Source organism: Streptomyces sp. NPDC048182 (assembly GCF_043202555.1).
Taxonomy (GTDB): Bacteria; Actinomycetota; Actinomycetes; order Streptomycetales; family Streptomycetaceae; genus Streptomyces.
Genome location: NZ_JBIDAQ010000005.1, coordinates 314234 through 335245, shown reverse-complemented (window position 1 = coordinate 335245; position 21012 = coordinate 314234). Strand labels below are relative to the sequence as shown.

The window sequence follows — 21012 nt, the reverse complement described above, 5'->3', positions numbered from 1 at the left end:
CATCGAGGGCTGGTCTGTGCTCTGACCTGCCGCGACCATACTGGTCCTGATACTGGTCGTCAATGACGAGCAACTGGTATGCTTCTGGTATGCCTACCGAGCAGCCGCCCCCTCCTTCCCCCGGCCTCCTCGACGCCGACGCGCTCCCGCTGTACGGGCGGATCGCCGCGCGCCTCGCGGACGACATCGCCGCCGGGGGCGGCCGGGCCGGCGACCGTGTCCCCTCGGAGCGCGTGCTCGCCGCCCGGTACGGCGTCTCGCGCGTCACGATGCGCTCGGCGCTCGCCGAGCTGGCCGAGCAGGGGGTGCTGGAGTCATCACCGGCGCGGGGCTGGTTCCTCACCGGCGACGGCGGCGACGGCGGCGAGGCGAGGCGCGCGGAGGACCGCGAGGCGTCCGGCCCCGCCGCCGCCCCGCCCCCGCCCGGCCGCTCCGTGCAGGGCTTCGCCGACTACGCCCTGCGCCACGGCCTGTCCACCCGCACCCGGGTGCTGTCCTCCGGCGTGCGCGCGGCCACCGTCCAGGAGGCGGAGGACCTGCGCGTCGCTCCCGGCGCCCCCCTGTTCGAGATGCGGCGGCTGCGCTTCCTCGACGAGCTGGTCGTCGTCGTCGAGCACAACCGCCTGCCACTCGCGCTGTGTCCGCGGCTCGCGGACACCGACTTCGCCACCGCCTCGCTCTACGCCACCCTGCGCACCGCGACGCCGGGTCAGTTCCCGCGCGTCGCCGACTACTCGGTCGAGGCCCGCCAGCCGACCGGCGAGGAGCGCGAGCTGCTGGAGATCACCGACGTCACCCCGGTCCTGGTCGCCACCCAACTGGCGTACAACCAGGACGTCCGCCCCCTGGAGCTGACGGTCGCCATCTACCGCGGCGACCGCTACCGCTTCCGCGCCTCGATCACGGACTGAGACCCTCCTCGCGGCGCCGGCGCCGGCGCTGACCCCTGACGCCGCGACGGGTTCCGCGCCGCCTCAGATCCACCCGTTGCGGACCGCGTACAGGGCCAGCTGGAAGCGGCTGCTGGTTCCGGCCTGATGGTTGAGCTGCTCCAGGTTGCGGGAGAGCGTGCGCCGGCTGATGCCCAGCAACTGGGCGATGGTGTCGTCGGTCACGCCCGTGCCGAGGAGTTCCAGGATCCGCAGGTGCAGCGCGCGCAGGGAGGGCGGCACCCGGTCGCCGAAGTGCATCGGGTAGGCCGCGCGCCAGGCGGTCTCGAAGAGTCCGGTGAGGGCGGACAGGAGGCTGGAGGGGCGTACCACGAGGAGGGAGTCGTTGACCTCGGCCTCGACGAAGGACATCGAGACGACGGCCAGGCGCCGGTCGAAGACCGTGAGTTTGACCGGCACCGTGGGCAGCACGCGGGCGTGCTCGCCGGCCGCTATGCAGGGCTGGATGTTGTCGGCGTAGTAGGCGTGGTTCTGCACGGCGGACTTGGAGTAGACGACCCGGTACTCCACACCGCGCCGCAGATTGCCCAGCTCGGTCGGGTTGGCACCCGCCGGGACGTGGTACGGGGGCGAGTCGAACCGCAGGACCTGCGCGTCGGCGGCCCCCTCCACGTGCAGGATCCTGTCGACGATCCGGGGTCCGGTCACCACCTCGACGAGGTCCTCGGTGGCCTGCGGGGACACCGAACGCCGGTAGTCGCGGTAGGCGTTGACCGCCGACGCGTGGGCCCGCTGGAGCTCCGCCGCCCTGGCGTGGGAGAGGTGGTCCAGGGCGATGGCGGGATCCACCGGCACCGCTTCGTCGCCGTCGGGCCCGCGCGCCGAGACCAGCCCGATCTCGCCGAGACGGCCGAGATGCCGTGCCGTTTCCGCGAACGGCCGGCCGAGGTGCTCGGCGAGGCCGGAGGAGTGGGTCAGGCCGGTGTGGAGCATGGCCAGGTAGGTGGCGGCCTCCGGGGGCGTCAGACCCAGGCGGCACAGGTGCGCGGACAGGTCGTCGTCGCTCATGGCGGTCCCTCACGTCGGTGCGGACGTGTGCGGGTGCGGGAAGGGAGATCCGCGCACCTTCGGCGGATGCAGGCGCGATATTGGCATGTCCACCGCCCGTGCCGCAAAGGTGCCCCCTCGGTGGCGGCGGTCGACGAAGGGACCGTACGGGCACCGGATCCACGGGCCCTGGCCGGTTCTGGTTACTGGCGACGGATGGCCATCCGGCTCACCGGCGGGGGTGCATAGTCGAAGCCGATCCGCGCTTCCGGACCCGCGCCCTCCCCTTCCGCCCGGCGGCGGCGCACCACAGCTCACCTCGCTTCCTTCCCCCCTCCTGAGGAGGTCACCAACCATGCGGCCCTCCCGCACAGCAACCCTGGCCATGGCCTCGGCCGTCGCCCTCGTGACCGCGACGGGCCTGCTCCCGCCGCACCGGGCGGCCGGCTCCGGCGCACTCGGGGACGCCCCCGTCGCCTCGGCCGTACCGCAGTTCGACCACGTGGTCGTCGTGATGTTCGAGAACAAGAACTACTCGACCATCAAGGGCGGCTCCAGCGCCCCCTACCTCAACTCCCTCGCCTCTCAAGGGACGTTGTTCACCGGCTCCTTCGGGATCACCCATCCGAGCCAGCCGAACTACATCGCGCTGTTCTCCGGCTCCCAGCAGGGCGTCACCAACGACGACTGCCCCTCGTCGCAGTTCAGGACCGGCAACCTCGGTCAGCAGCTCCTGACCGCGGGCCGCACCTTCAAGGGGTACTCCGAGGGCCTGCCCAGCGCCGGGTACACCGGTTGCAGCAGCGGCAAGTACCGGAGCAAGCACGCCCCCTGGGCGTACTTCCCGACCGTCAGCGGCTCGGCGTACAACGTGCCGTACTCCACCTTCCCCAGTGACTACGGCAAGCTGCCCACGGTCTCCTTCGTCATCCCCGACATGTGCGACGACATGCACGACTGCTCCGTGGGCACCGGCGACACCTGGATCAAGAAGAATCTCGACGGGTACGCCCAGTGGGCCAAGACCCACAACAGCCTGCTGCTCGCCACCTTCGACGAGGACAACTTCACCTCCGTCAACCAGATCTACACCGTCGCCGTCGGCGCCGGCGTCAAGACCGGCTACCAGTCCGGCGCGCAGATCAACCACTACAACGTGCTGCGCACCATCGAGGACATGTACGGGCTGCCCGCGCTCGGCGGCGCCGCGAACAAGTCGCCGATCACGGACGCCTGGACCACCTCCGGCTCCGCGCTCGCCGTCGCCGATCCCGGCCCCCACAGCAGCCCCAGCGGCCGGCCGGACTCCCTGCGACTGACGGCGTCCGGCGGCACCGCCCCGTACACCTGGTCCGCCACCGGACTGCCGGCCGGCCTGTCCCTCGACTCCGCGACCGGGAAGATCGCGGGCACCCCGACGACCGCCGGCAGCTCCAGCGTCACGGCGACCGCCGAGGACGCCGCCGGCGCGACCGCCTCCACCACCTTCACCTGGACCGTCACGGAGCCCGGCGGGGGGACGACGGTGTTCGCGGACGACTTCGAGTCGGACAAGGGCTGGCGGGTGGACGCCGCGGGCACGGACACGGCGACGTCGGGGGTGTTCGAGCGGGGTGTGGCGCAGCAGACGACGTCGACGTACAGCAATCAGGTCAAGCAGTTGGCGGCGGCGTCGGGATCGTACGCGCTGGCCACGGGCGCGGCGGCCGGGAGCGCGTACGGGGACAACGATCTGGACGGGGGGAGGACGACGGTGTTCTCGCCGCCGATCTCGCTGCCGGCGGACGGTTCGCCGACCCTGCGGTTCTCCTACAACGTGGCCAACGGGGACAACTCCGGATCGGACGACTACCTGCGGGTCAGGGTGTTGGACGGCACCACGCCCACCACCGTGTTCGAGCAGACCGGCTCGGCCGGTGAGGTGGCCGGGCAGTGGCGGACCGGTACGGCGGATCTGTCGGCGTTCGCGGGCAAGTCGGTGCGCGTGTACCTGGAGGCCGCCGACGCCGGGCAGGGCAGCCTCTTCGAGGCCCAGGTCGACGACCTCGCCATCACCGAGAACTGACCCCCCGCCGACGCCGGGAGCGGGACTCCCCACTCGTCCCGCTCCCGGCCCCCGCTCCCACCGCTGCCCGAGGAGGCGACGTCCGGCCGTGTACCTCTCCACCATCGACCGACCCCGAGGCGGCCACGGGCGCCGGGGCGTACGCGGCACCGTCGCCGCGGTCGGCCCCAACGTCCTGGCGCTCGGGGCGGTCAGCCTGCTCACCGACGTCTCCGCGGAGATGGTCACCGCGGTCCTGCCGCTCTACTTCGTCCTCGCCCTGCACCTGGGACCGGCTGCCTACGGCCTGATGGACGGCCTCTACACCGGGGCGACCGCACTGCTCCGGCTGGTCGGCGGGTACGCCGCCGACCGGACCCGGCGGCGCAAGGCCGTCGCCGGGATTGGCTACGGCATCTCGGCCCTGGCCAAGCTGGGACTGATGGCCGCCGGCTCGTCCGTGCCCGCCCTCGGCGCGGTCATCGTCGCCGACCGGGCCGGCAAGGGACTGCGCACCGCTCCACGGGACGCGCTGATCACCCTGTCGGTCCCCGAATCCGTCCTCGGCCGCGCGTTCGGCATCCACCGGGCGATGGACAGCGTGGGCGCCTTCGCGGGGCCGCTCGCCGCCCTCGGCGTCCTCGCGGCCGTCGGCACGACCTCCCCGGACGCCTTCCACGCCCTGTTCCTCACCAGCTTCTGCGTCGCCGCCGCCGGACTGCTCGCCCTGGCCGGGCTCGCCCGCGACCACCGCGACGAGCGCCCCGTCGCGCCCGGCGCCGCGAGCCTCAAGAAGGCGGGCGAGCTGCTGCGGACCGCGGCGCTGCGCAGGCTGCTCTGCGCCGCCGGGCTGCTGGGCCTGGCCACGGTCGGCGACGGCTTCGTCCACCTGCTGCTGATGCGGCGCCAGTCCATGCCGATGGGCTGGTTCCCGCTCCTGGCGGTGGGCACCAACCTGGTCTACCTCCTCCTCGCCGCACCGCTGGGCGCGCTCGCCGACCGGTACGGTCGCCGCACGGTACTGCTGGGCGGCTACGGCGCCCTCCTCGCCGTCTACCTGCTGCTGTGCGGTCCGCTGTCCGGCGCACCGCTGACCGTGGCGGCACTGTGCTGCTACGGCGCCTTCTACGCCGCCACCGACGGAGTCCTGATGGCCCTGGCCGGCCCCCTCCTGCCGGCCGGGCTGCGCACCACCGGGCTGGCCTGTGTGCAGACGGTCCAGGCCCTCGCCTACTTCGGTTCCTCCGCGGCGTTCGGACTGGCCTGGTCGGCCTGGGGCACCACCGCGGCGACCGCGGGCGCCGCCGGAGCCACGGTGCTGGCCGTCGCCGCCACGGCGGTCCTCCTGCGGGACCGCGCCGACCGGATCAGCCCCGCGCTCCAGAAGGCAGGACCAGCATGAGCCGCCGCGGCGCACGCGTCATCGCGGGGGCGGCGGCCGTCGTCGCGCTGGCCGTGCTGGCGACCCTGTCCATCGCCCGCGCCCGGTACAGCGCCGCCCCGGTCCGCTCGTCGGCCGGCAGCGTCTCGCTCGCGCCCGGGCCACGGCTCGTGGCGCGCAGCACCGCCCCGGGGAGCGACGGCCGTCTGGTGTCCGTCCCGGCCGGCGCCCCGACGGGCGGACGCGCGGTCTCGTCCCTCTCCTGCGCGCGGCTGTACGCGGCCGGCGGCACCGGGCTGTGCCTGCGGCTCGACCGCGGCCTGACCACCTACCAGCTCGCGGTCCTCGACACCCGTCTGCGCACCGTCCGGGAGATTCCCCTGGTCGGCGTGCCCAACCGGGCACGGCTCTCGCCCAGCGGACGGATGGCCGCCTGGACCGTCTTCGTCACCGGCGACTCCTACAACGGAGGACGCTTCTCCACCCGCGCCGGCATCCTCGACACCCGCACCCAGGAACTGGTCCCCACCCTGGAGGACTGGCCGGTCACCGTCGCGGGCCGGCCCCACCGCGCCGCCGACCACAACTTCTGGGGCGTCACCTTTGCCCCCGACGACCGGCACTTCTACGCGACCATGTCCACCGGCGGCCACCGCTACCTCGTCTCCGGCGACATGGCCACCCACCGCATGCGGACCGTACGGGACAACGTGGAGTGCCCCTCGCTCTCCCCCGACGGCACCCGCATCGCCTTCAAGTCCGCCCGCCACGGCGACCCCGCGCGAGGCTGGCGCCTGTCCGTGCTGGACCTGGCCACCCACCGGGTGACGCCGCTCGCCGAGACCCGCAGCGTGGACGACCAGGCCACCTGGACCGACCTCGGCACCGTGGCCTACGCCCTGCCCCGCGGCCGGGGCCGCGCCGACGTGTGGGCCGTCCCCGCCGACGGCACCGGCACCCCGCACGTCCTCATCCCCGACGCGGAATCACCCGCCGCCCTCGGCACCACCGATCCGGGGGCCCAGTGATCAGCGGGGCCGAAGCGGGCCGGGTGAGCGGGGGAGCGGTCCGGCCGCTCCGCCGCTCCGGCAGCGGGGTCTGCGTCCGGTGCTTCTTCTTCTTCCCCCTGGTCGTCGCCCGCGAGACCTGGCGGCTGCCCGCCGCGGACGCCGCCTTCGCGCCCCTTCCCCTTCGACTTCGACAGCCCGGTCTACGTCACGATCCTCGCCAAGGCCCTGCGCCGCCCGGCCCGCCATGACCCGTCGGCCACGGCCGTGTTCACCGAGATGCTGCCCACCCCGGAACAGACCTGGCTCACCGACGAGGCGGGGCGCCGCTGCACCTCGGAGCTGAGATTCGTGGCCTTACACACGCGGGAGGGCTGACGGTCGGCCGCGGTCCGTGCCGGGCGGTGTCTTCGGGGGCGGGCGGTCCCGTATAACGTCGGACTATCGTTCGTCCCCCGAGGTGGAGGCCCGGCGCATGCAGGAACGCGCGCAGGAGACCCGTGAGCGGCTGCTGATCGCGGCAGCCGAGGTCTTCGACGAGTACGGGTACGCGGGGGCCAGTATCACCAAGATCATCGAGCGGTCGGCCTGCACGACCGGCGCCATCTACTTCCACTTCGGCTCGAAGAAGGAACTCGCGCTCGAGGTGATGCGGCACCAGTCCGAGACGGTGCTGCCCTTCGTCGCGTCGCGGGGCGTCCAGCGGGTGGTGGACGTCTCCCTGGTCTGGGCCCGGCAGCTCCAGCGGGACCCCCTGCTGCGCGCCGGTGTGCGACTGGGCGTCGAACAGAGCACGTTCGGGGTCCATGACGCCTCCACGTTCCACAACTGGGCGCAGATCGTCCAGCCGTCACTTCAAGAGGCCGCGGACGCGGGGGAGTTGCTCGACGGGGTGGTGCCCGAGGAGGTCGCCGAGTACCTCGTCGGAGCCTGCACGGGCATCCAGATCTTCTCCGAACTGGTCAGCAGGCGCCGTGACCTGCCCGGCCGGACGATGCTCATGTGGCGGTACCTGCTCCCCGGCATCCTCCGGGCCGAGCTCATCCCCCAGATCCGCATGGACATCGAGTTGCCCCGGCCGAACGGCGACCGCGGCGCCTGATCGCCCCCGCCGGCGCACCGGCCTCCGCCGTGGACATCAGGAAGTCACCCGGCCCTTCTTGGCCCACCGTCGGCTCAGCCTCGAAGCTGATCGAGGCAAGGGGGGCCACGGGATCGAGCCGCACCCTCTCGTCGGAGAACGGCGCCCCTGGACGGTCCCGTCCCGGTCGGCGTTCCACACCACCGAAAGAGGGGGCACGTCATGGGTACCGACATTCCGCCCGGGGCCGGCGCGAGCCGGGGCAGATACGCGCTGGCCGCGCTGGCCCTGGGCGCGTTCGCCATCGGGACCGCCGAACTCGTCGTCGTCGGCGTGCTCAACCAGATCGCCGGTGACCTGGACGTCTCCGAGGGCACCGCCGGTCTCCTGGTGACCGCCTACGCGCTCGGCATCTCCCTCGGCGGTCCGGTCATGACCGCGGCGACGATCCGGCTGCCCCGACGCCTCCTGCTGTGGCTGGCGCTCGCCGTGTTCATCCTGGGCAACGTGCTCGCCGTGTTCGCGGGCGCCTTCGGCATGCTGCTCGTCGCCCGCGTGGTCACCGGCGCGATCCACGGCCTCTTCATCGGCGTGGCGTCCGCGGTGGCCGCCGGGCTCGTGCCGGCCGAACGGCGCGGCCAGGCCGTCTCCATGGTGTTCGGCGGCATCGCCGTGTCCACGGTGGTGGGTGTGCCGCTGGGCACGCTGATCGGGCAGAGCGCCGGCTGGCAGGCCGCGTTCGTCGGCGTCATCGTGCTGGGCGCGCTCGCCCTGGCCGCCACGCTGGCGGCGGTGCCCGCCGTCGGGGGCAGCGGCTCGGGCGGGCTCGGCGCGCAGGCGAAGTACGCCTTCGCCCCGCCGGTGCTCGCGATGCTCGCCACCGGACTGCTCGTCATGGGCGGCCAGTTCACCGCCTTCACCTTCCTCGCCCCGTTCCTCGAGGACGTCACCGGCATCTCCGGCGGCGCGATCAGCGGGTTCCTGCTGATCTTCGGCGTGGCGAGCGCGGTGGGCACCTTCGTCGGCGGCAAGTTCGCCGACCGGAACGCCAACGCCACCCTGTTCGTCGGCAACACCGTCCTGGTCCTCGCGCTCGGCGCGCTGTACCTGGTCGGCTCCAACCCGGTGCTGGTCGCGCTGGCGCTCGCGGGCTGGGGGCTCGTGGGCTTCGGTGTCGTGCCCTCGTTGCAACTGCGGGTGATCTCCCTCGCGGGGCCCGGCGGCGACCTGGCCGCGACCCTGGGCGCCTCGGCCGTCAACGCCGGTATCGCGGCCGGCGCGGCGGTCGGCGGCTGGGCCGTGAGCGCGTACGACGCGGAGAACGTGCCGCTGGCCGCCCTCGTCATCTGCCTCGTCGCGCTGCCCGCCACCTGGGCCACCCGCTTCCTGCGGGTGCCGGCGCCCGGCACGGTCACCGGCGTGGCCGGGCCCGCCCCGCACTCCGAGGCCGCCTCGGTGCCGGCGAGCGGGTGACCGGCATCGGGGCGGGAGGGCGTGGCACGAACGGCATCGGGGCGCCAGGGCGTGGCACGAACGGAGCGGGAAGGACGGGTGTGACAGAACAGGCGAGGACGATGCGCGCCGTGGTGATGGACGGCTTCGGCGCCCCCGGGGTACTGCGCGTCGCGCGGGTGCCGGTCCCGGAGCCCGGCGAGGACGAGGTCCTCGTGCGGGTGAGCGCGGCCGGGGTCAACGCCATCGACTGGGCGACCCGCGCCGGCCAGGGGGTCGGCGTGCCGCGGTTTCCCGCCGTACCGGGCTGGGACCTGTCCGGCACGGTGGTCGCCACCGGTGAGCACGCCGGGCGCTTCGCGGCGGGCGACGAGGTCTTCGGCATGCCGCGCTTCCCCGCACCGGCCGGTGCCTACGCCGAGTACGCCGTGGCGCCCGAGGCCGAACTGAGCCGCAAGCCCGCGGGCCTCGGGCACCACCTGGCGGCGACGGCGCCGATGGTCGGGCTCACCGCCTGGCAGAGCCTCTTCGAGCACGGCCGGCTCACCGCCGGGCAGCGCGTGCTCGTCTCCGGTGCGGCCGGCGGGGTGGGCCACATCGCGGTGCAACTGGCCGTCGACGCGGGCGCCCGGGTCGTCGGCACCGCGTCGCCCGGCAACCACGCCTTCGTGCTCGGCCTCGGTGCCGAGCAGGCCGTCGACCACCGCACGGACCGGCTCCGGGACGCCGTGGGCGAGGTCGACCTGGTCGTGGACCCCATGGGCGGCCCGAGCCTCCTCCGGCTCCTCGACGTGGTCAGGACCGGTGGCACCGTCGTCACGCTCAAGGGCGAGGACCCGGAGTTCCGTACCCGGGCGGCGGAGCGGGGCGTGCGGGCCGGGTTCACCTACGTGCGTCCGGACGCCGGCGTCCTCGACCGTGTCGCGGAGCTCCTGGCCGAGGGACGCGTGGTGCCCGAGGTGCAGCGGGTGTTCCGGCTCGAAGAGGCCGCCCGCGCACACGAGTTCGGCGAGGCCGGGCATGTCAGGGGCCGGCTCGTGCTCGCCCTGGACTGACCCGCCGGGCGGGTGCCGCCCGGTGCTCCGCACTGTTCGTCAATGACACTCACAAACTGGGGAGTTGGGATGATTCTCGTTACGGGCTCGACCGGTCACATCGGGCGGGAACTGGTCGGGCAGTGCGCCGAGGCCGGCCGTCCGGTGCGCGCCCTGGTGCGGAAGGCGTCCGGATCCGCCCTGCCGGAGTCCGTGGCGGCGGTCGTCGGCGACCTCGACCGCCCCGAGTCGCTCCGCCCCGCGCTCACGGGGGTGCGCGGCGTCTTCCTGCTGCCCGGTTACGCGGACATGCCCGGCGTGCTCGCCGAGTCGGAGCGGGCCGGTGTCGAGCACGTCGTGCTCCTGTCCAGCATCGCGGCGGCGGACGGCGTCCGGGAGAACGCGATCTCCCGGATGATGATCGAGTCCGAGCAGGCGGTGCGCGAGTCGGGTGTGCCCTGGACGATTCTGCGACCCAGCGGGTTCATGTCCAACACCTTCGAGTGGACGGCTCAGTTGGCCGCGTCGGACGTCGTGGAGGCGGCGTTCCCCGACGTCCCGGTGGCGATGATCGACCCGTACGACATCGCGGCCGTCGCCGCCCATGTGCTGCTGGACGAGGGCCACTTCGGGCGCACGCACGCCATCAGCGGGCCCGAGCCGCTGCGGCCGGCGGACCGGGTGGACGTCCTGGCCCGGGTCCTCGGCCGGGAGCTGCGCTTCCAGGGGCTCTCCCACGCGGAGGCCAGGGCCCGGATGGAGGGGGCCGTGCCGCCGCAGTACATCGACGCCTTCTTCCGCTACTACGCGGACGGCGAGCTGGACGACTCCGTCGTCCGGCCCACGGTGAGTGAGCTGCTCGGGCGGGAGCCGCGCACCTTCGGCCAGTGGGCGACCGCCCACGCAGACGCCTTCAGCTGATCGAAAAGCTCCCCCCGGGGGACCGGGGGGACGTCTGTCCGAAAAACAAAGAGAACGCTCGCTATGTTTCTGGGTGAGATCCGGCTATCGTCCTTCGGCAAGGGTCGGACGACGCGAAGAGGGCGAACCGTGTCCGCAGCAGACCTTCCCACGCTTCCCTCCCATCCCTCCCGTCCCTCCGGCAGCGCGCCCGGCGCGACCGGTGAGGTCCTCTCGGTGCTGCGCTCCCTCCCCCGCAGTGATCAGCGGCGCTGGGGAGAGCTGTACGTGCGCGGGCTGCTCGCGGTGCGCGAGAAGAAGACCATGCGCGCCCTCGCCCAGGGGGCGGGCAGCGGGGTCGAGCAGAGCCTGTACCAGTTCATCAGCAAGTCACCCTGGAACGACGGCCCGGTCCGAGGCGACCTGGCCAGACTGCTCGACGAGCGCGCGCGGCCCCGCGCCTGGGTGGTGCAGCCGCTCGTGATCCCGAAGGTGGGCCGGCACTCGGTCGGCGTGGAGCGCCAGTGGGTCTCCCAGGCCAGCCGGCTCGTCAACTGCCAGAAGGCGGCGAGCGTGTGGCTGGCCTGGGACGACGCGAGCTGCCCCGTGGACTGGCAACTGGCGCTGCCCGAGTGCTGGACGGACCGGGAGGACCTGCGCCGCCGCGCCTCCATCCCCGCCGACGTCGGGCCGCGCCCGCCCGAGCAGTGCGGGCTCGACTCGGTGCGCAGGATGTCCCGGGAGTGGGGGCTGCGCGGCGGTCCTGTGGTGATGGACCTGCGGGAGACGGCACCCCACCCGGTGTGCGCGGACCTCGTGGCCGGCCGGATCCCGTTCGTCGTACGCGTCCACCCGTCCTCCGTCACCCTGTCGCCGCCCGGCCCGGCGGAGTTGCTCTCCACGCTGCATGGGCGCCGCATGCCGGTGGAGTGGTTCGACCACGTGACGGGCACGACGCGAGCCACCGCGGTGGGCGCCGCCCGCGTCACCCTGTGCGGGGGCGCCGCCCGCCCGGAGCCGCCGGAGCCGCTCGACCTCCTGCTGCTCGCGGCCTGGGCGGCTCCCGGCGCGCGGTCACCGAGCGAGTTCTGGCTCTCCAACCTCGCGCGGTCCCGGCTCGGCAGCGTGTACCGCACCGCGATGCTCCGGCGACGCGTGGAGCGCGACCTGGCGGAGGCCGGGGACGACCTCGGCATGCGCGACTTCGAGGGCCGCTCGTACCGCGGCTGGCACCATCACATGACGATGGTCTCCCTGGCCCACGCCGCGACGGCGCTCTCCCCGCGCCGCGCGCGGGGCCCGTTACATCCCGCAGGGCGGCTGCCGGGCGCGGCGGAAGTGGGTGTCGTGTGACCGTCACGATCGCGAAGTCGTGAAAGTGCCCCAAGGAGACCGCGCCTGGGCATAGTCTGCGCGAACAGTCACAGCCAGGCGGGGCGGGGCCGGTAGTGCGGCGGAGGTGCCATGGGCGGAGATCCCTGTGTTCCGGCAACGGATACGGATGGCAAACCCGGGAGGACAGCGGTCCCCGATCCGTACGGCGGTCACGCCCTGCTGACGTCCGTCATGACCAAGGGCCACGACGCCGTGCCCGATGCGGAGCGGGAGCGGCTGCGGCGCTACCTCGAGGCCGTGGTCGCGGCGCGCCCGGCGCCGGTGCACACCACCGTCGCCTTCAACGCCGTGTACTTCGGATACGACCTCGGCGGTGAGGGCTACGGGGGCAGCCCGCTGCGGCTGGACGACTTCCCGGTCATCACGTTCGGCGCGTGCGCCCCGGTGCTCCCGGTCGGTGCCATGGTGTGCGTCACCACCGGGTCGGACCCGCTCTTCGCCGAGATCGTCTACCGGGAGGGCGCGCATCCCGGCGTGAGCGCCCACGGCGACGTGCCGGCCTGGGTGTCGGGCGCGCCCGCGGGAGCCGAGGGGCCGGACGCACCGGGGGACGGCGCCGCTCCCCGGCGCAGGGAACTGCTGGTACCGGACGTCCACGCCTTCGGCCCGGGCCTGAGCCTGTCGCCGGTCCAGCTGCGCCGATTACGGGCCCGCGGGCGCTGGATCAACGGGGCGGGCCACGTCGTCGTCGACGTCTGCTACCCGTCGCCCGAGGCCGCCCGGCGCGACGAGTCGACGGCCTACACCGAGTACCTCCTGACCTCGGCGAGAGAGCAGTTGCTCAGCCCCTTCGTCCCCGTCTCCCTCGCCGACCTGGTGGGCGGTACGGACGACGACGACCTGCGCGCGGGACTGCTCGGTCTGCTCGACACCGTGCGGGGAGTCCTCGCGTCCAGCGACCTCCTCCGCATGTGGGGTGAGTACGCCACGACCCGGGCCGCCCTGGCGGCCTGCCGGCGGGAGACCGGACCACTGGGTGGCGACGACCTCACCTCCCTCGCCGCAGCCGTGGAACACGCGGCCGTACCGGGGCAGCGGCGCTACGGGCTCGGCGCACCCGTGACCGTGTACACGGCCGTCGGACCCCGGCTCCGCGGCTTCCCCGGGGCGGCCGAACCACTCGCCGGCACGGGGTACGCCGCGGCGGTGTGCCGGGCGAACATCGCTCTCGCCGACGTCGTCCGGAACGGCAGCGAACAGGGCCTCTTCGAGAACGGCTCCCGGATCACGCTCGACGACGCGTTCGAGGGGGGTGGGGTGTGGCGATCCCATCATCCGGGAGACGCGGAAGCCCCCGGCGACCCCCTGCTCCCGGCCGGGCGCGGCTGGGCGTCCACGGCGTCCACGTCACCCGCGCCGTCCGCGTCATCCGCGCCGTCCGCGTCACCCGCGCCGCTGGGGACCCGGCCCGAAGCCGAGCCGGACCCGGTCGATCTCCCCCTCGCCGACGAAGCCCACATCGGCCCCGACGAACTGCTCTGCGACGAAGCGGACTTGGTCGCCCGGCGGGCGCCTCTGCGGCTGTCCCATCTCACGCACGCCTGGTTCCCCCTCCACCCGGCGGTGGCACGGCGTCTGCCTCCGACCCGGGGGCGGAGTTCGGCACTTCGTCTCGAACTCGAGCACGCGGGGCAGACCCTGGCGGAGGCGGAGGCGGTTCAGCTCGTCGCCGCCGAACCCGGCGACGGGACGCACCGGTTGACGCCGATCGCCTGGCCGCACGCCTTCTTCCCCGGCCTGCTGCTCGAGCTGCGCTGGGCTCCCGGGGCCGGGGTGATCCGCATGGCCACGGTCGCCGTCGAGGAGCCCGTGCGCGTCGGCGACCGTGTCACAGGGCATCGCTACGACCCCCGCGTGCTCACCCGGGAGGACGTCCCGGGCAGTGACCGGCACGGGGACAGCGCGGTCGGGCTCGGCCCCCGGCAGCTGGTGATGCGCACGGTGCGCCGCTGCGGGCTGCTCACCCTGGACGGCCATGCCCTGCTCGACCGCTCTCTCCTGCCGCACGCCGCCTACGGGCTCCGGCCGGCACCGTCGCAGCAGGCCGCGTTGGAGTCCGCGGTGACGGAACTGCTCGCGCAACGGGTCCTGGAGCCGGCCCTCGGCAGCCGCGACGCCCGGGGCCGGCCGCGTTTCCCCGCACGCGACGGACAGGCCGCCATCGCCCTGATCGGATACCGCCCGGCCGTACGGCGGGTGATCCGCCCCTGGGGCGGTACGGATACGGAGCCGGGCGGTGCGGAACTGCTCGCCGCCCAGTTCGTCTCCGGCCATCTGCGCCGCCTGCGGCCGGGCTGCTCGCCCAGCGACGGGCAGCGGACGGCCTTTCGGGAGCACTGCCGCCGGCTCGGCAAGGCGGACGGCTGGGAACTGCCGTACGGCTACACGTTCGTCACCGAGCACACGCGCGGCCACTGATCCGCGTCTCGACGCCTCCGCCGCAACCCCCACAAGCAGCAAGAGAAACGGAGTGCACGTACATGCACGACCGCTACCGCGTCATGCCGGGGCCGCCGCTGTCCCCGCCGGGTGTCTCGGCCGACGAACTCACGGACTTGGCCGCCGCCCTCAACGCTCTCACGCGACCGGCCCTCACCGCCCTGGACGACCTCACGTCCGGCGCGGTGGAACTCGCCGTCAACTCCCTGCCCTCGCGATGGCGGCAGAAGCTGCTCGGCGATCTGGGCATCCGCATGGCGGCGCCCCGGCGGGCGGGTCATGCCCTGTGCCAGGACGTGCTCGCCCGGCTGCGCCGTGACGCCCAGCAGCACGCCTGCACCTGCGGGCTCAGGAGCCTCACGCAGGTCGTGATGGAGCACCTGGTCGCATACGTGTTCGCGCGGAGCGGCGACGACACGGTCGCCGACCCCGTCGACCGGTGGGGCGCGGCGCTGGTCCGGGCCACGGTCTTCGCATGGTGCAACGCCTCCGTGGGCGACGCCCACCTGCTCGCCTGGGCCGCGGACCAGGACTGGTTCGCGGCGACGGCCGACGAGGACGAGGCGTCCCGGCTGGCCGCCGTCGGTGCGCAGGCGCGAGCGATCACGGCCGCCCACCCGGACTTCGCGTCCGGTGCCGCGGAGACGCCGGAACCGCCGCCCGGTACGGCCGCCGACGACGCGTCCGCGGCGACGGCGACGGCCGAGGCCGGGACCGACGGGTCGGCGGCGACCGACGAGGTCTGCCGGGAGCTGGCAGCGGCCCTCGCCCTCGCCCGGCAGGCCGTCGGACAGGTCGCGGACGCGGTGGCGGACGGGCGCCGGCCGCAGGACGAGGACCTGGCCGCGCTGGCCGCGCTGGCGGGCGGGTTCGACCGGGCCGAGGAGGTGTTCCGCGCGGCGGGGATCGACGGGACGTCCCGAAGCCTGGAGGAGCTGACGGACGCCGCGGCGGCACACTGGGCGGCGCGGGAGGACGATCTCCGGATACGCCGGACCGTGGGCGGCCTGTTGGATGTCGTCTGCCGCCCGGACAGCCCCGCCGCCACTGCCGCCGAGACCGCGCGCGAGACCGCCCGGCGTCTCCTGGACGCACCGGTGTGGGAGCAGCCGCAGCGGGAGGAGGCCGCCGCGCTCACCGCCCTGGCGCGGCTCGTCGGGCTGGGCGGGCAGGCGGACGCCGCGGCGGAGATCCTGGTGCTGCAGAACGAGGTCGTGCGGGTACTGCCCGCGTGCGCCATGGCGGCGGTCATGGCCACGGAACTGGCCTTGGGACAGCCCCCGGCCGGCGGCGACGAGGGCGCGTGCGCGGAGACGGACGTCGGCGAGGCGGCTGCTCGGGCGGAGACCGGCGGCACCGAGGCGGCTGCTCGGGCGGAGACTGGCGGCACCGAGACGGCTGCCAGGGCAGAGACCGGCGGCACCGAGACGGCTGCTCGGGCGGTGCTGGGGGAGCACGGGACCGGGACGGCGGCCGGCCGGCAGGTGCCCGGGGAGCGCGGGACGGCACGGGTGGCCGAGCCGGCGGCACGGGACGCGACGGGCGGGGGCGCCGACCGCTCCGAGCAGGGCACCGAGCCCGGAGCGGCCCGCGAACCGGAGCGCGCCGCGCCCACCCCGGTGGCACCCGGCCCGCTCGACCCCGGCGACGGACGGCCCCTGACCCCCGCCGGAAGCGACCAGGGGGCGCTCACGGCCGGCAACGCCGACGGTACCGAGGACGGCACCGCCGCCGAGCGGGCCCTGGCGCGGCTGGTCGTGGAACGGCGCTTCGGACTCGCCCACCATGTGGCGAGCGCCGGCGGCCACTCCGAGCCGCACGTCGGGGCCCTCCGCCTGGCCGGCGCGGCGGCACTGCTCACCTCCGGTGACAGCCAGGGCGCCCGGCTGACCACGGGCCTGCTCCAGCAGTACGGCGGACTCGCGGGCCGCGACGCCGAGGGCAGCGAACTCCTCCTGCTGCCCGCCCTGTTGCGCATCGCGCTGATCACCGGCGAGCACCTGGCGGGCGCCCAGCTGAAGGCGCTGGTCTCCCGGCTGCCGGACCGGCTCGCCGAGACCGCGACCGCCGTCGCCGACCGCGCCCTCAGCGGCGCCCTGATGACCGCACCTCCGCTGGTCGTCATCGCCGACGCCTCCGAGACGGAGTCCCGGCTGCAGGAGCTGGGCGAGCAGTGCAGCACGCTGCTCGTGCCGCCGAGGCTGCGGTTCGCGCGGGCGACGGAGATAGCCAAGCGGTGGCTGGCCCCCGACGGAGGCATGCTCGGCACGCTGCTGACGGCCGTGGTCCGCGACCAGCGCGACGCGGTCCACCGGGTGCGGGAGACGGCCGAACGACTGTCGAAGCTGACCGAGGTCAGCAACGAGATCGACCGGATGGACCGCAGGCACCGCTCGGCCAGCGGCAAGCCCCTGCAAGGTTCCGGTCGCCAGGACCTGGTGCATCTCGTGGAGCGGGCCGTCGGCCTGGTCAAGGAGTGGTGCCTGGCGGTCGACGGCATCCGCCGCGGTGACCGCTCCGACGGCAGCCGGGCGGTCAAGGAGATCTCCTCCCTGCGCCGTTCGCTGCTGGACGGCAAGGGGTCGGTGCTCGCCGAGCTGGAACAGCTGGCGCGGCGCTCGGGGACCGTCGCCGCCGCGACGGCCTGGGCCGCGCGAGCCTCGATGGAGGAGCTGTTCGCCCTGCTGGCCGGTGACACCGCGGCCACCCGGCTCGGCAGCTCGCTCACCCCGGAGACGGTGCTCGACGCGGAGCTGCTGAAGGTGTGCGACACCTCGGACGAACCGCCGCCACTCGAGAGGCTGCTCACCGCGGTCGACCGGACCTGGCAGCAGGCGCTCGACGAGCGGCTCTCCCACGACGCCTTCACCGCGGTCCGCACCATCGTCGAGCTGGCCGACCGCGGGCTGCTGCCCGCCGCGCAGGCCGACGGCTTCACCCCGCCGGCCGCGGCGGAGGTCGACGCCCGTGAGGCCGCCCGGCGCGCGGAGCTGAGCAAGGTCCAGGAGGGCCTCGTCGCCGAGCTGCACCGCGCGCAGGCCGACGGCGCCGTCACCGACGATCAGGACCTGCGCGTGCAGGAACTGCTGGCCGACGCCCGTGAGCGGCTGGACGGCACCGGGGCGCACGACCTGAGGGACGTGCGCCGGGCCCTGGACACCGTCCGCGGCGACCTGCCCGAGTTCCGGCAGCAGGCGACCGACCGGATCCGGGCCCGGCTCGACGCCCTCGACCTCACCGCGGACGGCCGCGCCCAGGTACTGCGCCACCTGGACCGGGACGGCCGCCTCGCCACCGCCGCCGACCTCGTCTACTTCCTGGAGATCGGCGAACCCGTCCCGGAGATCGAGAGCACCGAGCCGCACCTGGACGAGTTCTTCCCCGCGGTGCCCGACGGCCTGCCCCGCGGCATCGACCGCGACCTCGTCGGCCTCGTCCGGTCCGGTGCGAAGCACCCGAGGCTTCCCGTCCTCGACTTCGGCGCGCTGTCCACCGACGAGGCGGCGCTGGCGGCCGACGCGCTCGACGGGTGGCGGGAACTGGGCGCGACCGAGCCGAAGGACCGGCTCGAGGTGTCCGGCAAGCGTCAACTGCCGCCGCTGCTGCGGCTCCTGGGCTACGACGCCAAGAGCGCCAGGCCGCTCGACGAGCGGTCCCCGAACCTGCGCAGGCGCGAGTACCGCTTCTTCGAAGCGACCGAGGTGGAGATCAACGGCAGGGCGAAGGCGCCCGCCTTCGGCTCGCAGATCCGGGAGCAGGGCGGCACGCTGCGGGTGCTGATGGTGTGGGGGCGCCCATCCGCCAAGGTGGTCATGAGCCTCGCGGAGCGCGACACCAGCGGCGCGGGCCTCCTCGTCGCCTACTTCGGCACGCTCAGCCGCGAGGCCCGCGTGGAACTCGCCGTCGGCACCGACCGGTTGCAGCCCCTGCTGGTGGTGGACGACGCCGCCCTCGCCTACCTCGCGGCACGCGGCGACCGGCAGGTCAGCACGGTCACGCAGACGCTGCTGCCGTTCTCCGGCGTCAACCCGTACATCCGGGAGAAGCGCGGCCGGATCGGCGGCGAGATGTTCTACGGCCGTGACGACGAGCGCCGGAGCATCATCGACCCGGGCGGCACCCAGGTCATCTACGGCGGCCGGGGCCTCGGCAAGTCGGCGCTGCTCGCCGACGCCGGGGACAGGTTCGTGGAGCAGCGCCCCGGCTACCACCAGGCGGTGTACGTCAACCTCGACCAGGAGAACATCGGCAAGGGCAGCTCGCTCGGTCCGGAGGCGCTGTGGAGCGTCCTGGACCGGAAGCTGACCGAGGCGCAGGTGCTGGCCCCGGCGCCGGGCCGACGGGGCGCGAAGGAGGTCTCCGACACCTCCGAGCGGGTGCGCGCGGGCATCCGCACCTGGACGGGGGCGGACTCGCGGCGCCGGCTGCTGATCCTCCTCGACGAGTGCGACCAGTTCTTCGAGGCGGACGCGCCCCGGTTCAACCAGACGAAGAAGCTCAAGGGCCTCGGTGACGACACCAAGGACCACGCCAAGGTCGTCTTCGCCGGGCTGCACTCGGTGCAGCGGTTCGCCAAGCTCGCGAGCAACGGGCCCTTCGGCCACCTCGCGCAGACCCCCAAGGTGATCGGCCCGCTCGCCCCGCAGTACGCCGCCGAACTGCTGGTCGAGCCGATGCGGGCCCTCGGCTTCGAGTTCGCGGACCTGGACCTGGTCAACCGGGTCCTCGGCTACTGCTCCTACCAGCCGTTCCTGCTGCAGATGTTCGGCCACCGGCTGGTGGAGCTGATGCACCGCAAACGGGCGCGGCGCGGCGGCGCCGAGGGCCCTCCGTACCCGGTGGAGCCCGCCGACATCGAGGTCGTGGAGTCGGACGCCGGACTCCGTGACAGCATCTCGGCGGCCTTCAAGGACACCCTCAGCCTCGACCACCGCTACGACGTGATCGCCAACGTGCTGGCCTACCACGCCCGTCACCGCGGCCTGGAGGTGCGGCTGAGCGACACCGAACTGCGCGAGGAGTGCGAGACGTACTGGCGCCGGGGGTTCGAGCAGCTCGACACCGAGGGTTTCCGCGCCTACCTCTCCGAGATGGTCGGCCTCGGCATCCTCGCGCCCAACCACGACGGCCTGGGCTGGCATCTGCGCGGTCCCAACGCGCTGCGCATGATCGGCACCTCCCACGAGGTGGAGGCCCGCCTGCTCAGGGCCGAGGAGGACTGCGAACTCCAGGAGAGCATCGTGCAGGAGGGCCGTCCCGAGCTGCCCGACGGCCGGCCCGCTCCGCTCACCAACACCCAGCTGGACGACCTGCTCGGCCGGCGCACCGACCAGACCAGGATCGTCCTCGGCAGCCCGGCCACCGGCGTCGGCGACGTCGCCCACACCCTGCGCACCCTCACCGCGGGCATCGCCGGTTGGGCGCTGCCCCCCGTCGGCAAGCCCAGCGTCTACAAGCACGAGCTCACCGGTGGGCGCCCCGGCGAACGGCGCGTCGTCATCAGCGACTTCGTCAACTATCGCGACCCGGTACGGCCGGAGACCTGTCGGGAGGCGGCCGATCTGGCCGATACGCTGCTGCCGGCCACCGCGGGCGTGACCCGGGCCGTCGTCCTCGTCACCGACACCACCCAGCTGGCCCTGTGGCGCTCCCTGCTGACCGGCACCGACCTCACCTCGGCCGCCCCGGTGGTGCTGCGCCGCCACGACCGGCGCAGCCTGCGCGGCTGGGTGCAGCGGGTCGACATGTTCCAGCGGGAGGACCGCCTCGACCGGCTGCACGAACTGACCGGCGGCTGGCCCCGACTGGTGGGCGACGCCCACCGGCTGCACCGCGAACTGGGCGACCCCGACGAGGCGCTGCGCGCCCTGTCCGGCCTGCGCACCGACCGGGCCAGGGCCCACGCCTTCGCCCGGGGCACCGGCCTGTACGCGGACCCCCTGCTCGCGACCGCGTACCAGGCGCTGGCGGAGGAGTACACGGACGGCCCGTTCGACTGGGAGGGCGCGCTGACGGCCGTGGCGGTCCGGGGCGACATCGACGAGGACGAGGCCCGCTGGCTCCTCACCTGCCTCGACACCCTCCAGGTCTTCGACCGCGAGGGCCCCCACCTGCGCCTGGAACCACTGCTCCGCGCATGCGCCGCGACCCCGCACGAGAGCCCCTGACGGCGCGCGAACCGGACCGTCCGCTTCCCTCTCCGGGCTGACGGTCCGGCACAGCAGCGGCTCGTCGGCCTCCGGGTAGGCCGCGCTCCACTGCTTCAGCTCCACGATGACGTACGACGGCTCGCCCGTGGACGGGTGCATCCCGGCCAGGACCGCGTCGGCGCGCTTGCGCCGG

General features: G+C 74.0%; 12 protein-coding genes. 11 read left to right on the top strand and 1 reads right to left on the bottom strand.

Annotated elements, in window-relative coordinates:
* Positions 1-89 precede the first annotated feature (89 nt).
* Positions 90-911, top strand: a complete 822-nt coding sequence (locus ACGFZL_RS12835) for a GntR family transcriptional regulator (RefSeq protein WP_393691036.1) — start codon at positions 90-92, stop codon at positions 909-911.
* A 63-nt stretch (positions 912-974) separates the two neighbouring features.
* Here ACGFZL_RS12835 and ACGFZL_RS12830 read toward each other — a convergent pair whose 3' ends face one another.
* On the bottom strand, positions 975-1958 hold the full coding sequence (locus tag ACGFZL_RS12830) for a helix-turn-helix transcriptional regulator (RefSeq protein WP_393691034.1): 984 nt from the start codon (positions 1956-1958) through the stop codon (positions 975-977).
* 334 nt (positions 1959-2292) lie between these two features.
* On the opposite strand from ACGFZL_RS12830, the gene ACGFZL_RS12825 reads away from it, so the two are divergent.
* The 10 genes from ACGFZL_RS12825 (at position 2293) to ACGFZL_RS12780 (ending at position 20837) form a co-directional block, all read left to right on the top strand.
* Positions 2293-4002: an alkaline phosphatase family protein gene (locus tag ACGFZL_RS12825; protein WP_393691032.1), complete on the top strand. Its 1710-nt coding sequence runs from the start codon at positions 2293-2295 to the stop codon at positions 4000-4002.
* A gap of 88 nt (positions 4003-4090) precedes the next feature.
* A complete protein-coding gene (locus ACGFZL_RS12820; protein ID WP_393691030.1) occupies positions 4091-5383 on the top strand; it encodes an MFS transporter in 1293 nt (430 codons plus the stop codon).
* Positions 5380-6390: a hypothetical protein gene (locus ACGFZL_RS12815; RefSeq protein WP_393691028.1), complete on the top strand. Its 1011-nt coding sequence runs from the start codon at positions 5380-5382 to the stop codon at positions 6388-6390. The genes ACGFZL_RS12820 and ACGFZL_RS12815 overlap by 4 nt, the downstream gene beginning before the upstream one ends.
* Before the next feature lie 454 nt (positions 6391-6844).
* On the top strand, positions 6845-7471 hold the full coding sequence (locus tag ACGFZL_RS12810) for a ScbR family autoregulator-binding transcription factor (RefSeq protein ID WP_393691026.1): 627 nt from the start codon (positions 6845-6847) through the stop codon (positions 7469-7471).
* 201 nt (positions 7472-7672) lie between these two features.
* A complete protein-coding gene (locus tag ACGFZL_RS12805; RefSeq protein WP_393691024.1) occupies positions 7673-8923 on the top strand; it encodes an MFS transporter in 1251 nt (416 codons plus the stop codon).
* A gap of 80 nt (positions 8924-9003) precedes the next feature.
* Positions 9004-9957, top strand: a complete 954-nt coding sequence (locus tag ACGFZL_RS12800; RefSeq protein WP_393691022.1) for an NADP-dependent oxidoreductase — start codon at positions 9004-9006, stop codon at positions 9955-9957.
* A 69-nt stretch (positions 9958-10026) separates the two neighbouring features.
* Positions 10027-10857 carry an NAD(P)H-binding protein gene (locus ACGFZL_RS12795; RefSeq protein ID WP_393691020.1) on the top strand — a complete coding sequence of 277 codons (831 nt, stop codon included), beginning with the start codon at positions 10027-10029 and terminating at the stop codon, positions 10855-10857.
* 129 nt (positions 10858-10986) lie between these two features.
* Positions 10987-12189 carry an IS701 family transposase gene (locus ACGFZL_RS12790; protein WP_393691018.1) on the top strand — a complete coding sequence of 401 codons (1203 nt, stop codon included), beginning with the start codon at positions 10987-10989 and terminating at the stop codon, positions 12187-12189.
* Between the two features lie 213 nt (positions 12190-12402).
* Positions 12403-14649 (top strand): hypothetical protein, encoded by a 2247-nt coding sequence (locus tag ACGFZL_RS12785; protein ID WP_393691016.1) that lies wholly within the window; start codon positions 12403-12405, stop codon positions 14647-14649.
* 62 nt (positions 14650-14711) lie between these two features.
* Positions 14712-20837, top strand: a complete 6126-nt coding sequence (locus tag ACGFZL_RS12780) for a hypothetical protein (protein WP_393691014.1) — start codon at positions 14712-14714, stop codon at positions 20835-20837.
* The last annotated feature ends 175 nt before the right edge of the window (positions 20838-21012 follow it).

What these genes read in the sequence shown, in the direction of transcription:
- ACGFZL_RS12810 (WP_393691026.1), top strand. Translation starts at nt 6,845, where the DNA reads ATGCAGGAACGCGCGCAGGAGACCCGTGAGCGGCTGCTGATCGCGGCA.
- ACGFZL_RS12835 (WP_393691036.1), top strand. Translation starts at nt 90, where the DNA reads ATGCCTACCGAGCAGCCGCCCCCTCCTTCCCCCGGCCTCCTCGACGCC.
- ACGFZL_RS12815 (WP_393691028.1), top strand. Translation starts at nt 5,380, where the DNA reads ATGAGCCGCCGCGGCGCACGCGTCATCGCGGGGGCGGCGGCCGTCGTC.
- ACGFZL_RS12805 (WP_393691024.1), top strand. Translation starts at nt 7,673, where the DNA reads ATGGGTACCGACATTCCGCCCGGGGCCGGCGCGAGCCGGGGCAGATAC.
- ACGFZL_RS12795 (WP_393691020.1), top strand. Translation starts at nt 10,027, where the DNA reads ATGATTCTCGTTACGGGCTCGACCGGTCACATCGGGCGGGAACTGGTC.
- ACGFZL_RS12780 (WP_393691014.1), top strand. Translation starts at nt 14,712, where the DNA reads ATGCACGACCGCTACCGCGTCATGCCGGGGCCGCCGCTGTCCCCGCCG.
- ACGFZL_RS12785 (WP_393691016.1), top strand. Translation starts at nt 12,403, where the DNA reads ATGACCAAGGGCCACGACGCCGTGCCCGATGCGGAGCGGGAGCGGCTG.
- ACGFZL_RS12825 (WP_393691032.1), top strand. Translation starts at nt 2,293, where the DNA reads ATGCGGCCCTCCCGCACAGCAACCCTGGCCATGGCCTCGGCCGTCGCC.
- ACGFZL_RS12830 (WP_393691034.1), bottom strand. Translation starts at nt 1,958, where the DNA reads ATGAGCGACGACGACCTGTCCGCGCACCTGTGCCGCCTGGGTCTGACG.